The organism is Mesorhizobium sp. BHscii, assembly GCF_053848065.1.
The window spans coordinates 44,774-58,781 of sequence record NZ_JBSPKW010000008.1 but is presented as its reverse complement, the minus strand read 5'-3'; the positions used below and the strand labels follow the sequence as shown (position 1 = coordinate 58,781).

Genomic DNA, 14,008 nt, shown 5'->3' with positions numbered 1-14,008 from the left:
TTGACGCCCATGTCCCATGATCACGACCACGACAACGAGCTTGATCCTTTTGCCGCCCGGGTGCGCGCGCTGGAGATGATCCTTACCCAGAAAGGGCTGATCGATCCGGCCGCCATCGACGTGATCGTCGACACCTACGAGACAAAAATCGGTCCGCGCAACGGCGCCAAGGTGGTGGCGAAAGCCTGGGTCGATCCTGACTTTGCTGCCTTGCTGAAACGCGACGCGACGGTGGCGATTGGCTCGCTCGGCTACACCGGACGGCAAGGTGAGCATATGCAGGCCGTCTTCAACACGGTTGACACGCACAACCTCGTCGTCTGCACGCTGTGCTCGTGCTACCCGTGGTCGGTGCTCGGCCTGCCGCCGGTCTGGTATAAGGCGCCGCCCTATCGTTCGCGTGCAGTGATCGATCCGCGCGGCGTGCTCGAAGAATTCGGGCTGACCTTGCCGGCAACGACCAAAATCCGGGTGTGGGACTCTACTGCCGAGCTCCGCTATCTGGTCGTGCCGACGCGGCCGAAGGGCACCGAGGACTGGAGCGAGGAGCGGCTGGCGGATCTGGTGACGCGCGACGCGATGATCGGCACCGGACTGGCCGGGGCGCCGAAATGAACGGGCCGCAGGATCTCGGCGGACAGATGGGGTTCGGGCCGGTCGCGCCTGAGAAGGACGAGCCCTATTTCCATGCCGCCTGGGAAAGGCGTGCACTGGGCGTGACGCTGTGCGCCGGCGCGATGGGGGCGTGGAACATCGACGAGAGCCGGCATGCGCGGGAGTCGCTGCATCCAGCCGACTACTATGCCTCCAGCTACTACGAGATCTGGATCAAGGCGCTGGAAACCTTGCTCAAGCGGCATGGCTTCGTCAGCGATCGCGATTTGGTCGCGGGCAAGGCGGTCGATCCAGCGGCGGCGCCCAAAAGGGTGCTGAAGGCGGAAAACGTGCTGGCGGTGCTGGCCAAGGGCGGCCCATGCGACCGGCCTATCGCCACCCCGGCTCGGTTCAAGGCGGGCGACCTCGTGCGGACGAAGAATTTTCATCCGACCGGCCATACGCGGCTGCCGCGCTACGCACGCGGCAAGCAAGGCGCCGTCGAGGCGGTGCGCGATGGTTTTGTCTTTCCCGACACCAACGCGCATGGGCAAGGCGAAAACCCGCAATGGGTCTATACGGTGGTTTTTGAGGGCGCGGAAATCTGGGGCGAGGGCGCCGACCCGACGCTGACCGTGTCGATCGACGCCTGGGAGAGCTATCTTGAACCGGCATGAGGCGAAGTCAGTCACCGCGCTGCCGGACGGCGTCGATGCGCCGGTTTTCGCCGAGCCATGGCAAGCGGAAGCCTTCGCCATGACGGTCGCGCTGCACGACAAGGGCCTGTTCTCTTGGAGCGAATGGGCGGACGCCTTGTCCGCCGAGGTCAAGAAGCCGGGTACCGCGAGCGATGGCCATGATTATTACGAGCACTGGCTGGCAGCACTGGAAAAGTTGTTGTCGGCCAAAGGCGTCGCCGGCAAGAGCGATGTCGATACGCTTGCCGCTGCCTGGGAACGCGCCGCGCACGCAACGCCCCATGGCAAGCCGATCCTGCTGGAGAACGATCCCAGCCGGACCGAAGGTCGTAGCGGCCCGACCGGTTAGGTCGTGGCGGCTCGACTTTGTTCCCTTTACGTTCCGACATCTGCCTGATAACTTGCGTCATTGTCGGCGGTAGGCCCGCCAATGATGAGCTTAGTGCCGGTAGTCGTCGGCCTTGTCTTTCCCTCGCGAATCCGGTCTCTCGCGCTGATGGAATTCTCTCCTCAACAGGACGATGCGCTGAAAGCGGTCGCCACCTGGCTCAAGACCGGAAAGCCGCAGCTCTTCCGGCTGTTCGGCTTTGCCGGTACCGGCAAGACGACGCTGGCGCGCTATTTTGCCGAGCATGTCGACGGCCAGGTGCAGTTCGCCGCCTTCACCGGTAAGGCGGCGCAGGTGCTGCGTTCCAAGGGCGCGGTCAATGCCCGCACCATCCATTCGCTGATCTACCGGCCGAAGGGCGAGGAGACGGTAGCGGACGAGGTGACCGGCAAGACTTCGATGTCGCCGACCTTCTCGCTCAACCGGCAGAGCCCGATCTCGCGGGCGAAGCTCGTGGTCATAGACGAATGTTCGATGGTCGACGAACAGCTCGGCCGCGACCTGATGAGTTTCGGCACGCCGATCCTCGTTCTCGGCGATCCCGGCCAGTTGCCCCCGATCTCGGGCGGCGGCTTCTTCACCGACCATGAGCCGGATATTCTGCTCACCGAGATCCACCGGCAGGCGCGCGACAACCCGATCATCCGGCTGGCGCTCGACGTGCGCGAGGGACGCGAATTCATGCGCGGCGACTATGGCACGGCGCAGGTGATCGGCAAGGAAGATGTCACCCAGGAACTGGTGCTGAAGGCGGACCAGGTGCTGGTCGGCACCAACAGGACGCGGCGTCGGTATAATCAGCGGCTGCGCGAACTGAAGGGGTTCAATGCCGACTACCCGCAGGCCGGCGACAAGCTCGTCTGCCTGCGCAACGACCCGGCCAAGGGATTGCTCAACGGCTCGCTGTGGAAGGTGATGACCTCGTCGCGCGAGACGGTGAAACCCGGCATCAATTTGCTGGTCTCACCGGAGGAGGACGATCCGGACCGCGGCGTTGCCAAGATCAAGCTGCTCAAAGCGGCGTTCGAGGACCCGGACGCCGATATTCCCTGGCAGCAGAAAAAGCGCTTCGACGATTTCGACTATGGCTACGCGCTGACCGTGCATAAGGCGCAGGGCTCGCAGTGGAACGAAATCGTGCTTTTCGACGAAAGCTGGGCGTTCAAGGAAACCCGCCAGCGCTGGCTCTACACCGCGATCACGCGCGCGGCCGAACGGCTGACGATCGTCAGATAGGATCGATCCCGCGTCACCATCATGACCCTGCTGGCATCACCGGCGCACTAAGCGGCTTGGCGCCCAGCCATTCCCAGGCGGCCGCTTCGTCCTCGGCCTCGAAATGCCGGAACTCGATTGGCACGGAGGCGGGCAAGATGCCTTGTGCGCCCGGTATCCAGTTTGGCTCGCCGATTGCCGCACAGCGGCCGATATGCGCCACGGCATCGGCGGTGCCCTGTTCGATAGTACTGTCCGACACATCGGCCCAGTCGACGCCGTCATGATCGACCAGACGCACCAGCACGTCGATTCTCGGGTGCAGCGCGTAAGCCGCCTCCAGCAAACCGAACAGATTCTCCGCGTCGGCGGCCGTGATATGGCCGACGACGTCGATGGCGAACAGGTCGTCGCGGTCGGTGTCGATGCGGCGAACCGCCGGCACGGCTTCAAGATAATTCACGGGCCTTCCTCTTGCTGGATATTATTCGTTCCTCTGGAACACCGGAAACCCCCTGTCTGTTCCCGCCAAAGGCGTTATAGGTGGCCGCAAATACGTCCGGACCCGAGAAGCCATGCCTGCAAAACTCTCCGTCAATCTCAATGCCATCGCCATGCTGCGCAACCGGCGCGATCTGCCGTGGCCAAGCGTCACCGGGCTCGGACGCATCGCACTTGCCGCGGGCGCGCATGGGCTGACAGTGCATCCGCGGCCCGACGAGCGGCACACCAGGCATTCCGACCTGCCGCAGATCAGGGCGCTGATCGACGACGAATTCCCTCAGGCGGAGTTCAACATCGAGGGCTATCCGAGCGAGGATTTCCTGGCGCTTGTGGAAAAGCACCAGCCGGAGCAAGTGACGCTGGTGCCCGACGACCCTGCCCAGGCCACCTCCGACCATGGCTGGAACTTTGCCGCCGAGGCGGCGTTCCTGACGCTGGTAGTCAAACGCCTGAAAAAGGGGGGCTTTCGCGTGTCGTTGTTTTCCGACCCGGATCCGGCAGGCATGAAGGCCGCGCGCGACACCGGCGCCGACCGGATCGAGCTCTACACGGGTCCATATGGCAGCTATCATTCCGATTCGGCAGAAGCGGCGAAGGAGCTGGAAAGATTAGGGAAAACCGCGGATGCCGCGCTTGCCGCCGGACTTCAGGTCAATGCCGGGCACGATCTGGTGGTGAACAACCTGCCGGCATTGGCAAAGCGCATCCCGGCACTGGCCGAAGTGTCGATCGGACATGGGTTGACAGCCGATGCGTTGGAGTATGGCATGGCCGGTACGGTCAAAAGATTTCTGAAGGCCTGTGGGTGGTAGCGATGGAAGCCTCGCTTTGCGGACATGGCAGCCATCACGTTGGGGCACTTGATATTGCATCGCAGCAAGCGTAGAGCACCGCGCGCTTATCGGAGTGTCGTCCATGGCCCTTACCAACAGTGGTAGTGAGGCAGAACCAGTCGAACAATCAAGCCATCCTGAGGTCGAAAAGCACAGCACCAAGGTTTTGATGCTGGGCGCTCTCGGCGTGGTCTACGGCGATATCGGCACCAGCCCGATCTATGCGCTTCGCGAAGCACTGCATGCTTCGTCCGGCACCGATCCGCGCAGTGCCGTTCTGGGCATTCTGTCGCTGATCGTCTGGGCACTGACGATTATCGTGACAATCAAATACGTCGCCTTCGTGCTTCGGGCGGATAACAAGGGTGAAGGCGGTACCCTGTCGCTTATGGCGCTGGCCCGGAAAGCTTATCCGGCTGGTTCCGGCATCATTCTTGCCATTGGTCTCTGCGGAGCCGCACTGTTTTTCGGCGACGCGATCATAACGCCGGCCATCTCGGTGCTTTCAGCGGTGGAAGGCCTGAGCGTCGTGACCCCGGCGTTCGATCCGTACGTGGTTCCCATTACATTGGTGATTCTTGCCGTCTTGTTTGCCGTGCAGCGCTTCGGGACCGGTAGAGTGGCCTCCGTTTTCGGGCCGGTGACGGCGCTCTGGTTCCTGGCGATCGGCATTGCCGGATTGGTGCATATTCTTGACGATGTGTCGGTGCTTTTGGCAATCAACCCCTACTATGCGGTCGCCTACCTTGCCGAAGCCAAAACGGGTGCATTTCTCACAGTCGGTGCGGTTTTTCTGGCGGTTACCGGTGCTGAAGCGCTTTACGTCGATCTCGGGCACTTCGGTCGCCGTCCAATCGTGCTAGCCTGGTTCTGGATCGTCTTCCCCTGCCTGCTACTCAGCTATTTTGGGCAAGGCGCGTTCGTTCTTGCTCACGGGGGGCTGCCCGACAATCCGTTCTTCCAGATGCTGCCAGATTGGGCGCTGATACCGATGGTCGGGCTCGCCACAGCAGCGACTGTCATCGCCAGTCAAGCCGTTATCTCCGGGGCGTTTTCGCTGACCAGGCAGGCGGTGCAGCTCAATCTTCTGCCCAGAATCGAAGTTCAGCATACTTCCGAGATGCAACTCGGCCAAATTTACATGCCGCGCGTGAATCTCATTCTCGCGCTCGGCGTAATGCTGCTGGTCGTCGGCTTTGGCAGTTCGAGTTCCCTGGCTTCCGCCTATGGAATTTCGGTGACAGGCGAAATGCTAATGACGACTATTTTGCTATTCGTGGTGATGCGGTGGCAATGGAAATGGCAGACCGCACTCGCTGCGGCGCTTGCGCTGCTCTTTGGCACGATAGACACCGGCTTCTTCCTGGCAAATATCGTGAAATTCGTGGAAGGCGGATGGGTTTCAATCGCTGTCGCCTGCATCATGGGGCTGGTCATGGGAACCTGGATACGCGGGAGTCGCTACCTATTCGACAAGACCCGCAGGAACGAGATTCCGCTCGATTTCCTTGCCGGCAATTTGTTGAAGAAGAAACCGCAGCTGGTGTCCGGTACGGCCGTGTTCCTGACCAGCGATCCCGTCAGCGCTCCGACGGCGCTGATGCACAGCCTGAAGCACTACAAGGTGCTGCACGAACAGAATGTCATCCTCTCGGTGGTGACGGCGCAGCAGCCCGTGGTGCCCGACAGCGAGCGGGTCAAGATGGAAACGATCAACGAGCTGTTCATGCGGGTGACGCTGACCTTCGGCTACATGGAACAGCCCAACATCCCGCGTGCGCTGGCGATCTGCCGCAAGCAGGGCTGGAAGTTCGACATCATGACGACCTCCTTCTTCCTGTCGCGGCGCTCGCTCAAGGCGTCACCCAATTCCGGCATGCCGGTGTGGCAGGACAAGCTGTTCATCGGGCTGGCGCGCACGGCAGCGGATGCGACGGAGTATTTTCAGATCCCGACCGGACGTGTGGTTGAGATCGGAACGCAGGTGGCTATCTAGGGCATGCCGATATTCAGGTGAGGCCGGCCTGCGAACGGCGGGTTCCTGCGCTTCGGGTACTCACGGACCAAATGTCCGCTCCGTTCCGGTTCTCGGAACCCACCATTCTCGACTCGGCCTGACCTGAATCTCGACATGCCCTGACCACGGCGGACTTCAGCCGGCTAGCACTGCCTTGTTCGCTTCAAGAAATTGCTTCAGCGATTGCGGCTTTTTGCCTGAAAGTGTCTCGATCGCGTCGGTCACCATGCCGATGCGGCCGGAGCGCGTGTTGGTGTCGAAGGAAACGACAACGGGAGCAAAATCCGAGGGAACGCCGGCGGCCGTCAGACCCTCGGTCAAGGCTTCATCCGAAAGCTGAACGACCTCGATGGGCTTGCCGGTGACGTCGGTGACCAGGGCCGCGATCTCGGCGACCGTGTAGGCCTGCGGACCCGTCAGCGTGTATGTGGTGCTTTCGGTATCGCCCGAGGCAAGACCGGCGGCGATCGCCACGGCCATGTCGTCGCGAGCGCCATGGGCGATGCGGCCGTCGGCCGCCGATGTGTACCACTGCCCCGAAGCAATGGCATGCGGCAGCGACATGAACAGGTTCTCCTGATACCAGCCGTTGCGGAAAATCGTGTAGGGGATGCCGCTCGCCTTGATCGCCTGCTCGGTCTCGTAGTGATCGTCCGCAAACAGCACCGGCGATACCGGCTCAGGATTGGGCATCGAGGTGTAGAGCAGATGCGAAACGCCGGCCTCCCTGGCGGCTGCGACTGCATTCTCGTGCTGCTTGAGGCGCTTGCCCCCAAGGTCGATCTCGCCGGTTGAGATGATCAGGACCCTGCCGGCGCCCTTGAATGCCTCGACGAGCGACGCCGTGTCATCGAAATCGGCTTGCCTGATGGCAACGCCGCGCGTCGCGAGGTCGGCGAGGTTTTCCGGATTACGGGTGGCGGCGATGATCCGTGCGGGCGGAACCTTGAGCGTGTCCAGCAGATGATGGATGACGCCGCGGCCGAGCTGGCCGGAGGCGCCGGTGACGAGAAGGGTTTCGGTCATGGGAAGTCCTGTCGTTGCGCCGGAGCGGCGGGTGCTTATATAAGTCTCAAAAAGAGACCAGCACTAAAATAGGAATTGACCGACCCTCGTAAAGAAGGCAGTTTTGCGGGAGGTAGGCAGGCGCAGGGAACCAGCGATGGACAGCAAAATCGTCGGTCTGAGATCGAAGCTCGAGATTTACAAAGCGGGCAGCGGCGGGGGGAACATTGCGGACTGTCCGGTTCGCGATGTGATCCAAGGCATCAGCAACAAATGGAGTTCGCTGCTGATGATGGCGCTGGCAGAAAAGCCCTACCGGTTCGGCGAATTGCGGCGGCTGGTACCCGACATTTCACAGCGCATGCTCACCCAGACGCTGCACGATTTGCAGCGCGACGGTTACGTCCATCGCGAGGTGTTCCCGACCAAGCCACCGAGCGTCGAATACAGTCTGACCGATCTCGGACGCTCGATGTTCGGACCCCTGCACCAGCTGCTCCAGTGGGCCGAGCTCAATCATGGCGCTGTGCGCGACGCGCGGAACGCATTCGACGCTACCGAGACTTAACCATCAATGCCGGAGTGGCAACGCCAAGTGCGACGGCATGATTGGCGATACCGCTGAAGGATTGTCCGGCTTGGGCGAGAAGATTCGGCGGGCAATGGGCATTTCTCTGGACATCGCGATTGCCGGCGCCGGCCCGGCCGGACTGACCGCGGCACTCTATCTGAAGCGTGCCGGGCACCGGGTCACCATCTTCGAGCGCTTCGACGCGCCAAAGCCAGTCGGGTCCGGATTGATCCTGCAGCCGACCGGGCTGACGGTGCTTGCCGATCTCGGCCTGCTCGACGACATCCTGGTGCTGGGCAGCCGCATCGACCGCCTGCATGGCGCCGATGCGAAAACCGGCCGCACCGTGCTCGACGTCCGCTATGATGCGCAGCGCGGCGGCAGTTTCGGGCTGGCGGTGCACCGGGCGGGCGAAGGATAGGGCCGTTCGATCTGGTGGTCGATGCCAGCGGTTCGCGCTCCAAATTGCGGCAGCGTGTGCAGAATCCGGGTAAACCGCGGCCGCTCGCCTGCGGCGCGTTCTGGGCGTCGCTCGGCTGGCACGGCGACGGTTTCGACGAGCACGCCCTGCCGCAGCGCTACGACAGAGCGAGCGTGATGATCGGCGTGCTGCCGATCGGCAGGCCGGAACCCGGAGCCGAAAAGATGGCCGCATTCATCTGGAGCTTGAAGCCGGCGGACGCAGAGCAGGTCAGGGCGACAGGCCTCGACGCGTGGAAGGCGAGCGGGGTTTGGCTGTGGTCCGAATGGCGTTCACGAGCCAGATCGACAGTTTCGACCAGCTCTCGCTGGCGCGTTACGGCCATCACACGCTCAATCTGCCGGCCGGAAGGCGATGGGCGGTCATCGGCGATGCGGCGCATTCGACCAGCCCGCAGCTCGGGCAAGGGGCTAACATGGCGCTGCTCGACGCGGCAGCGCTCAATTACGCGCTCATAGGAACGGATCGTGTCGATACTGGGCTGGAGGCCTACGTCCGAGCGCGGCGGTGGCATGTCCGGGTGTTTCAGGCGCTGTCGCTGATGCTGACGCCGTTCTACCAGTCGGATTCGACCGTGATGCCGTTGGTCCGCGACAGGCTGGTGGCGTCAGTGGCGAAAATCCACCAGTGCCAAACATCCTTGCCTCGATGGTGGCTGGAACCGTGGTCGATCCGTTTAGGCGGATCGGTATCAAGGAAGCGCGTTGGCCGCCTCGTTGCGGCGGATAAGTTTCGAAAGGTGCGAACCCTTCGCTTGCAGGAATGCATGAAGGCGCTGTGGATAATCCGGGGCGACAGCGTTCTTCACCGACTTGCGTTCGCGCAACTCCTTCCGCCAGGCCTCGACTAGCGACTTTCCGTTCAGGATGCGGAAATCGTCGATCCGATCGAACGCGTCGAGATAGCGGAAGATTGGTCCATAGACAGCATCGACCAGTGAAAAGCGCTGGCCGGCAAACCATGGCCCAGCTCGGCCAGCCGCCAGTTCTATTTCGAGACGATCGAACATTGCCGACAGACCTTGGCTTTCGGCAAGGAAGGCGGCCTCGGTCGGTGCGGAATAGAGTCGACCGATTGCGTTGAGGATGGCCGAGCCGAACTCGATCCAGGCGCGATGCCGGGCGCGGGCCAGCGGGTCGGCAGGGTGGAGTGGGTTGGCCAGCGTTTCCTCAAGAAATTCGAGGATGACCGCCGATTCGAAGATCGCGGTTTCCTCGCCATTCTGCTGCACGCGCAGCAGCGGTACCTTGCCGAGCGGCGATATCGCCTTGAACCAGGCCGGCTTGTTGGCGAGATCGATGGTGAGGCGTTCGAACGGCACGTCCTTTTCGGCGAGTGAGATAGCCGCGCGCTGCACATAGGGACAAAGGTGATGGCTGACGAGAACGAGCTTGTCGGTCACCAGTCTGCCCGTCTCCGGGATATCGGCGATCTTGCAGATTTCATGTTTCATGGCAGTGTCTTCCGATTATCGATGCAACTGCATCTATATAGATGCATCCGCATTAACCGTCAAGCTTGATGCAATTGCATCTATCGCCTATGCTGCAATCATGACGGAGAAAACCAGTCCTTCGCCCGCTGCCATCAAAGCCTGGGCGCGCCTGATGCGCGTTTCGCGCCAGCTGATGGAAAGAGCTGAAGACGCGCTGAAGGACAGCAGCTTACCGCCGCTTGCCTGGTACGACGTGCTGCATGAGCTTGCCGAAGCGGGCGAGGGCGGCTTGCGGCCATTCCAGCTGATCGAGCGCACATTGTTTGCGCAATACAACATCTCCCGACTGTTGGCGCGGCTCGAAGCGGACGGGCTGGTCGAGAAGCTCAGGGTTGCCGATGACGGGCGGGGACAGACTATCCGCATTACGGGGAAGGGGCGCGAGACGCGCCGCCGCATGTGGGCCGTCTACGGACGATCGATCGCGGAACTGGTCGGCGCCAGGCTTTCAGATGATGATCTCGACACCTTGTCGGCTCTGCTTGGGCGGCTGCGCCATCCAGCCGCCTTGGAGTAATGTGGCCTTTTGGCGCTGAAAATCGTTGCAGCGACGTCAGACACTTCCCCACAGGAATGCCAGTGCCGCCAGCACGCCAAGCGCGACGCGAACCAGATGCAGATTGCCCCATTTGACGATCAACGCCCGGGCTTGCGGGTTGGTGGCGTCCGCGTCCATCGCCTCCAGCAGTCGATTTGTCGGCATCATTGCGATCAGCGTCCATGGCCAGGGCAGGATGATCAGCACCGCCCCGACCAGATAGGCGAGATTGCCGGTCTGCCACCAGGCAACGGCACCAAGAACACAGGCGACGATGGCGATCGACGCCTGCATAGCTGCGCCGCGCTTGTAGGAGGGCTGCCATTCCTGCAGCAGTGCCCTGTCATGGAGACGAAGCCGCGCCGGCTGCTCGGCAACGCTGACATAGATGGCGGCGCCCGCGAAAGCGGCGGTAACGGTCAATGCAAGCAGACCGACAAGCATCTTCCCTCCGTGCTACCCCGTTCCAGTCTGGAAGGCCTCAAAAAGCGAGATAGGGCTTGCACCGGGTCCGACAATACGGCATAGACATGCCGAACCGTAACGTACGGTACTGACCTGGCTGCCGCCGTCATCGAGCAGGAAAAGATTTGTTGCAGGCAAGCGTCGACATCGACACCGGCGAAGCGCTGACGGCACGGCAGAAAGCCGTGCTCGACGCCGCACTTCGCCTTCTGGTCGAGGAGGGCGATCAGTTGACCATGACCGCCGTGGCGCGGCGGGCGAGCTGTTCCAAGGAAACGCTCTACAAATGGTTCGGCGATCGCGACGGGCTTTTGACGGCAACGGTGCAATGGCAAGCGTCCAAGGTGCGCGTAGTGCCGGTCGACCGCAAGGGGCTCGACCTTGCCTCGCTGACGGCGAGCCTAGAACGCTTCGCCTCGGATTGGCTGAGGGTGATTTCGAGCGACACTTCGATCGCGCTCAACCGTATTGCGGTCAGTCACGCCGGATCCGGCAAGGACGATCTCGGCGGCATCGTGCTGGAGAACGGCCGCTTCGCGCTGGCCAGGCGCCTGAAGCCGGTGCTGGAAGCCGGTCGGCGGGCCGGGTTTCTCGAGTTCTCGGATGCCGAAGCGGCATTCCGTACCTTTTTCGGGCTGGTCGCCCGCGACGTGCAGATCCGCCTGCTGCTCGGCGACCGGCTGGAATTGACTGATGCGGCAATCGGCGGCGATGCCGTCCGGGCAACGCAGCAGTTTCTCGCTCTTTACGGAGCAAAAACCGGGCCGCAAGGCCTCTGAATTCACAACGGGAAGGAAAGAAAAATGCGTGTCTATTACGATCGCGATGCCGATCTCAACCTGATCAAGGGCAAGAAGGTCGCCATCATCGGCTATGGCAGCCAGGGCAGGGCGCATGCGCTCAATCTCAAGGATTCCGGCGTTAAGGATATCGCAATCGGCCTGAAGGCCGGCTCGGCGACCGCCCAGAAGGTCGAGGCAGACGGGCTCAAGGTGATGAGCGTGGCGGAGGCCGCCAAATGGGCCGACCTGATGATGATGGCGACGCCCGACGAGCTGCAGGCCGACATCTATAAATCCGAGATCGCGCCGAACATCCGCGACGGCGCGGCGATCGCCTTCGCCCACGGCCTCAACGTGCACTTCGGCCTGATCGAGCCAAAGGCCTCGGTCGACGTCGTGATGATCGCGCCGAAGGGGCCCGGCCACACGGTGCGCGGCGAATACCAGAAGGGCGGCGGCGTGCCGTGCCTGGTCGCCGTTAACCAGGACGCTTCGGGCAATGCGCTCGATCTCGCTCTGTCCTATGCCTGCGGCGTCGGCGGCGGTCGTTCGGGCATCATCGAGACCAATTTCCGCGAGGAGTGCGAGACGGACCTGTTCGGCGAGCAGGTGGTGCTGTGCGGCGGTCTGGTCGAGCTGATCCGGGCCGGTTTCGAGACGCTGGTGGAAGCCGGCTACGCGCCGGAAATGGCCTATTTCGAGTGCCTGCACGAGGTCAAGCTGATCGTCGACCTGATCTATGAGGGCGGCATCGCCAACATGAACTACTCGATCTCGAACACTGCCGAATGGGGCGAATATGTTTCGGGCCCGCGCATCATCACCGCCGAGACCAAGGCCGAGATGAAGCGCGTGCTGAAGGATATCCAGACCGGCAAGTTCACCTCGGAATGGATGCAGGAGTATCGCGCCGGCATGTCGCGCTTCAAGGGCATCCGCCGCAACAATGACAGCCATCAGATCGAGGAAGTCGGCGCCAAGCTGCGCGCGATGATGCCGTGGATTTCCAAGAACAAGCTGGTCGACAAGGCCAAGAACTGATCCGCAATTTCATCTTTGCGTAAGAGCCGGCGGAGCGATCCGCCGGCCCAGGATGCGAGGCCTTTGGGTCCTGTGGGCCTCCGCCTCTATCTTACTTGCCGGGGCTGCACTGCTCGTCGGGTATTCTAGGAGATTTTTCTCTCGCCTAACTTCGTCGACTGCTTAAAGGGCCCCGTGCAGAGGATTTAGCCGTAGTGCCAGTGGGGCTTTGGCTCGGTGCCGGTGAACATGATGCCGATGCGGTCCTCGCGGCGCCAGCGGACCACTGCCTTGTAGGCGATGCCGTCGGTCGGCACATAGAGCAGGAACTCGTCGGGCACGCGTGCGTCGATCGAGACCTTCAGTTCGGCGCCGCCGTCATGCATGTTGCGCACCGTGCACGTGACCTCGGAATTGGTCATGCCGGTCAGGATCGTCGCGCCCTTGAAGACGCGCTGCCTGCGTTTGTCCCTGTTTTCGTCTTCAGCCATCGCGCGCCAATCCCCGGCGATCGTCGCATTTCATGTGGTGCGATCGGCAAGATAATTAGGCCCGCCTGATAAACATAGCGTTATCATCGCTCAGAAAAGGGCGGCAAGAACTTCAGATGAAGTGGCGCCAGATAAAAAAAACGGCGCCGCGCGGCGCGGCGCCGTCTGGAGTCCATCAGTCGCTCCGCTCAGCTGTAAGGCGACCAGCACTGCTGGCGCCGACCGCCATAGGGCTGGAATGTGTTGTCCCAGGCGCGATACGACCGGTAGCGGTCGTAGCACCAGCGGACATGGGCGCTGGAGAGCCTTTGTGTGCGATACTGACGCCGAGGCGGGTAATAGCCCGGCTCATAGTAGCTCGGCCCGCTATAATAGTTGTAGGCGGGCAACCCGAGGCCGAGGCCGAAAAAGATCGCGGAATCGTTGAAATGACGGCGATGATGACGACGGTGGCGCCAGCGCCAGCCATCGTCGTGATCACGCCATCTCCAGGCTTCGTCGCGACCGCGCCATCTCCGATGATCGCCGCCGCCCCGCCACTCCCGGGTGCCGTGCCGATTGCGCCAGCGCCATTCGCTCAGCATCCGCCTGTCGTTGCCGCCGGCCCAACTCTCGCGGACCGGCACAATGTCGGGGGCGACGGCGTTGGCCGGCACCGGAAGGACAGGGTTGGCAATTGGGCCGGCAAGCGAGGGAGCTGTCAGGCCGGCCAGAAGACCCAGCGCCAGCAGCCCGGATCTGACAGAAAGAGAAAAGAGCGGTTTCATTGCACTCTCCAAGAAATTTCAGGCCCCACGCCCGAATACCCCGAGGAAGAATGTCATTCATGGAACTTCGCGCCTGAACGGAGGATGAACGGAAAGTTTTCGTCAACCATGACGGGCAGGGCAGGCCCTTGTTTTCGGGCGCGC

The 14,008-nt window shown here is 62.2% G+C and carries 16 protein-coding genes and 1 pseudogene; 11 read left to right on the top strand and 6 right to left on the bottom strand.

Annotated elements, in window-relative coordinates; all coding sequences use genetic code 11:
- Nucleotides 1-9 precede the first annotated feature (9 nt).
- The 4 genes from nthA to ACWTU7_RS13555 all read left to right on the top strand — a co-directional run bounded on the left by nthA (nt 10) and on the right by ACWTU7_RS13555 (nt 2,916).
- Nucleotides 10-615, top strand: coding sequence for a nitrile hydratase subunit alpha (gene nthA / locus ACWTU7_RS13570; protein ID WP_455840382.1), 606 nt, complete (start codon nt 10-12; stop codon nt 613-615).
- Nucleotides 612-1,271 (top strand): nitrile hydratase subunit beta, encoded by a 660-nt coding sequence (gene nthB, locus ACWTU7_RS13565; RefSeq protein ID WP_287093433.1) that lies wholly within the window; start codon nt 612-614, stop codon nt 1,269-1,271. The genes nthA and nthB overlap by 4 nt, the downstream gene beginning before the upstream one ends.
- Nucleotides 1,258-1,641, top strand: a complete 384-nt coding sequence (locus ACWTU7_RS13560) for a nitrile hydratase accessory protein (protein ID WP_455840370.1) — start codon at nt 1,258-1,260, stop codon at nt 1,639-1,641. Before nthB ends, ACWTU7_RS13560 begins: the two co-directional genes overlap by 14 nt.
- 147 nt (nt 1,642-1,788) lie before the next feature.
- Nucleotides 1,789-2,916, top strand: coding sequence for an ATP-dependent DNA helicase (locus ACWTU7_RS13555; protein WP_455840383.1), 1,128 nt, complete (start codon nt 1,789-1,791; stop codon nt 2,914-2,916).
- Between the two features lie 19 nt (nt 2,917-2,935).
- Here ACWTU7_RS13555 and ACWTU7_RS13550 read toward each other — a convergent pair whose 3' ends face one another.
- Nucleotides 2,936-3,358 (bottom strand): SpoIIAA family protein, encoded by a 423-nt coding sequence (locus ACWTU7_RS13550; RefSeq protein WP_095518605.1) that lies wholly within the window; start codon nt 3,356-3,358, stop codon nt 2,936-2,938.
- Nucleotides 3,359-3,470: 112 nt separating this feature from the next.
- On the opposite strand from ACWTU7_RS13550, the gene ACWTU7_RS13545 reads away from it, so the two are divergent.
- Together ACWTU7_RS13545 and ACWTU7_RS13540 are read left to right on the top strand one after the other, a co-directional pair.
- Nucleotides 3,471-4,211, top strand: coding sequence for a pyridoxine 5'-phosphate synthase (locus ACWTU7_RS13545; RefSeq protein WP_029352125.1), 741 nt, complete (start codon nt 3,471-3,473; stop codon nt 4,209-4,211).
- Between the two features lie 103 nt (nt 4,212-4,314).
- Nucleotides 4,315-6,228 (top strand): potassium transporter Kup, encoded by a 1,914-nt coding sequence (locus ACWTU7_RS13540; RefSeq protein ID WP_095518604.1) that lies wholly within the window; start codon nt 4,315-4,317, stop codon nt 6,226-6,228.
- 156 nt (nt 6,229-6,384) lie between these two features.
- Here the strand turns inward: ACWTU7_RS13540 and ACWTU7_RS13535 are convergent, their stop codons facing one another.
- Nucleotides 6,385-7,275 (bottom strand): SDR family oxidoreductase, encoded by an 891-nt coding sequence (locus ACWTU7_RS13535; protein WP_455840371.1) that lies wholly within the window; start codon nt 7,273-7,275, stop codon nt 6,385-6,387.
- Nucleotides 7,276-7,411: 136 nt separating this feature from the next.
- On the opposite strand from ACWTU7_RS13535, the gene ACWTU7_RS13530 reads away from it, so the two are divergent.
- Complete coding sequence (locus ACWTU7_RS13530) at nt 7,412-7,822, top strand: winged helix-turn-helix transcriptional regulator (RefSeq protein ID WP_029352119.1); 411 nt, start codon at nt 7,412-7,414, stop codon at nt 7,820-7,822.
- A gap of 94 nt (nt 7,823-7,916) precedes the next feature.
- Nucleotides 7,917-9,035 (top strand): annotated as a pseudogene (locus ACWTU7_RS13525) (FAD-dependent oxidoreductase).
- On the opposite strand, the gene ACWTU7_RS13520 reads toward ACWTU7_RS13525, so the two are convergent.
- Nucleotides 8,998-9,759 carry a glutathione S-transferase family protein gene (locus tag ACWTU7_RS13520; RefSeq protein ID WP_455840372.1) on the bottom strand — a complete coding sequence of 254 codons (762 nt, stop codon included), beginning with the start codon at nt 9,757-9,759 and terminating at the stop codon, nt 8,998-9,000. The pseudogene ACWTU7_RS13525 and the gene ACWTU7_RS13520 sit on opposite strands and share 38 nt — an antisense overlap.
- A 100-nt stretch (nt 9,760-9,859) precedes the next feature.
- On the opposite strand from ACWTU7_RS13520, the gene ACWTU7_RS13515 reads away from it, so the two are divergent.
- On the top strand, nt 9,860-10,318 hold the full coding sequence (locus tag ACWTU7_RS13515) for a MarR family winged helix-turn-helix transcriptional regulator (RefSeq protein WP_455840373.1): 459 nt from the start codon (nt 9,860-9,862) through the stop codon (nt 10,316-10,318).
- A 36-nt stretch (nt 10,319-10,354) separates the two neighbouring features.
- Here ACWTU7_RS13515 and ACWTU7_RS13510 read toward each other — a convergent pair whose 3' ends face one another.
- A complete protein-coding gene (locus ACWTU7_RS13510; protein ID WP_455840374.1) occupies nt 10,355-10,783 on the bottom strand; it encodes a DUF1772 domain-containing protein in 429 nt (142 codons plus the stop codon).
- A 149-nt stretch (nt 10,784-10,932) separates the two neighbouring features.
- On the opposite strand from ACWTU7_RS13510, the gene ACWTU7_RS13505 reads away from it, so the two are divergent.
- A complete protein-coding gene (locus ACWTU7_RS13505; RefSeq protein ID WP_455840375.1) occupies nt 10,933-11,583 on the top strand; it encodes a TetR/AcrR family transcriptional regulator in 651 nt (216 codons plus the stop codon).
- A 24-nt stretch (nt 11,584-11,607) separates the two neighbouring features.
- The gene (gene ilvC, locus ACWTU7_RS13500) at nt 11,608-12,627 is read left to right on the top strand and encodes a ketol-acid reductoisomerase (RefSeq protein ID WP_065012330.1); all 1,020 of its coding nucleotides are present in this window, start codon (nt 11,608-11,610) and stop codon (nt 12,625-12,627) included.
- Between the two features lie 185 nt (nt 12,628-12,812).
- Here the strand turns inward: ilvC and ACWTU7_RS13495 are convergent, their stop codons facing one another.
- Nucleotides 12,813-13,097 carry a PilZ domain-containing protein gene (locus ACWTU7_RS13495; protein ID WP_029352109.1) on the bottom strand — a complete coding sequence of 95 codons (285 nt, stop codon included), beginning with the start codon at nt 13,095-13,097 and terminating at the stop codon, nt 12,813-12,815.
- Between the two features lie 188 nt (nt 13,098-13,285).
- Nucleotides 13,286-13,864 (bottom strand): BA14K family protein, encoded by a 579-nt coding sequence (locus ACWTU7_RS13490; protein ID WP_455840376.1) that lies wholly within the window; start codon nt 13,862-13,864, stop codon nt 13,286-13,288.
- Nucleotides 13,865-14,008: the final 144 nt, after the last annotated feature.

Excerpts from the sequence above, each read along its gene's own strand:
- ACWTU7_RS13490 (WP_455840376.1), bottom strand. The coding sequence starts at position 13,864 with ATGAAACCGCTCTTTTCTCTTTCTGTCAGATCCGGGCTGCTGGCGCTG.
- ACWTU7_RS13540 (WP_095518604.1), top strand. The coding sequence starts at position 4,315 with ATGGCCCTTACCAACAGTGGTAGTGAGGCAGAACCAGTCGAACAATCA.
- nthB (WP_287093433.1), top strand. The coding sequence starts at position 612 with ATGAACGGGCCGCAGGATCTCGGCGGACAGATGGGGTTCGGGCCGGTC.
- nthA (WP_455840382.1), top strand. The coding sequence starts at position 10 with ATGTCCCATGATCACGACCACGACAACGAGCTTGATCCTTTTGCCGCC.
- ACWTU7_RS13520 (WP_455840372.1), bottom strand. The coding sequence starts at position 9,759 with ATGAAACATGAAATCTGCAAGATCGCCGATATCCCGGAGACGGGCAGA.
- ACWTU7_RS13515 (WP_455840373.1), top strand. The coding sequence starts at position 9,860 with ATGACGGAGAAAACCAGTCCTTCGCCCGCTGCCATCAAAGCCTGGGCG.
- ACWTU7_RS13535 (WP_455840371.1), bottom strand. The coding sequence starts at position 7,275 with ATGACCGAAACCCTTCTCGTCACCGGCGCCTCCGGCCAGCTCGGCCGC.
- ACWTU7_RS13510 (WP_455840374.1), bottom strand. The coding sequence starts at position 10,783 with ATGCTTGTCGGTCTGCTTGCATTGACCGTTACCGCCGCTTTCGCGGGC.
- ACWTU7_RS13530 (WP_029352119.1), top strand. The coding sequence starts at position 7,412 with ATGGACAGCAAAATCGTCGGTCTGAGATCGAAGCTCGAGATTTACAAA.
- ACWTU7_RS13495 (WP_029352109.1), bottom strand. The coding sequence starts at position 13,097 with ATGGCTGAAGACGAAAACAGGGACAAACGCAGGCAGCGCGTCTTCAAG.
- ACWTU7_RS13555 (WP_455840383.1), top strand. The coding sequence starts at position 1,789 with ATGGAATTCTCTCCTCAACAGGACGATGCGCTGAAAGCGGTCGCCACC.
- ilvC (WP_065012330.1), top strand. The coding sequence starts at position 11,608 with ATGCGTGTCTATTACGATCGCGATGCCGATCTCAACCTGATCAAGGGC.
- ACWTU7_RS13545 (WP_029352125.1), top strand. The coding sequence starts at position 3,471 with ATGCCTGCAAAACTCTCCGTCAATCTCAATGCCATCGCCATGCTGCGC.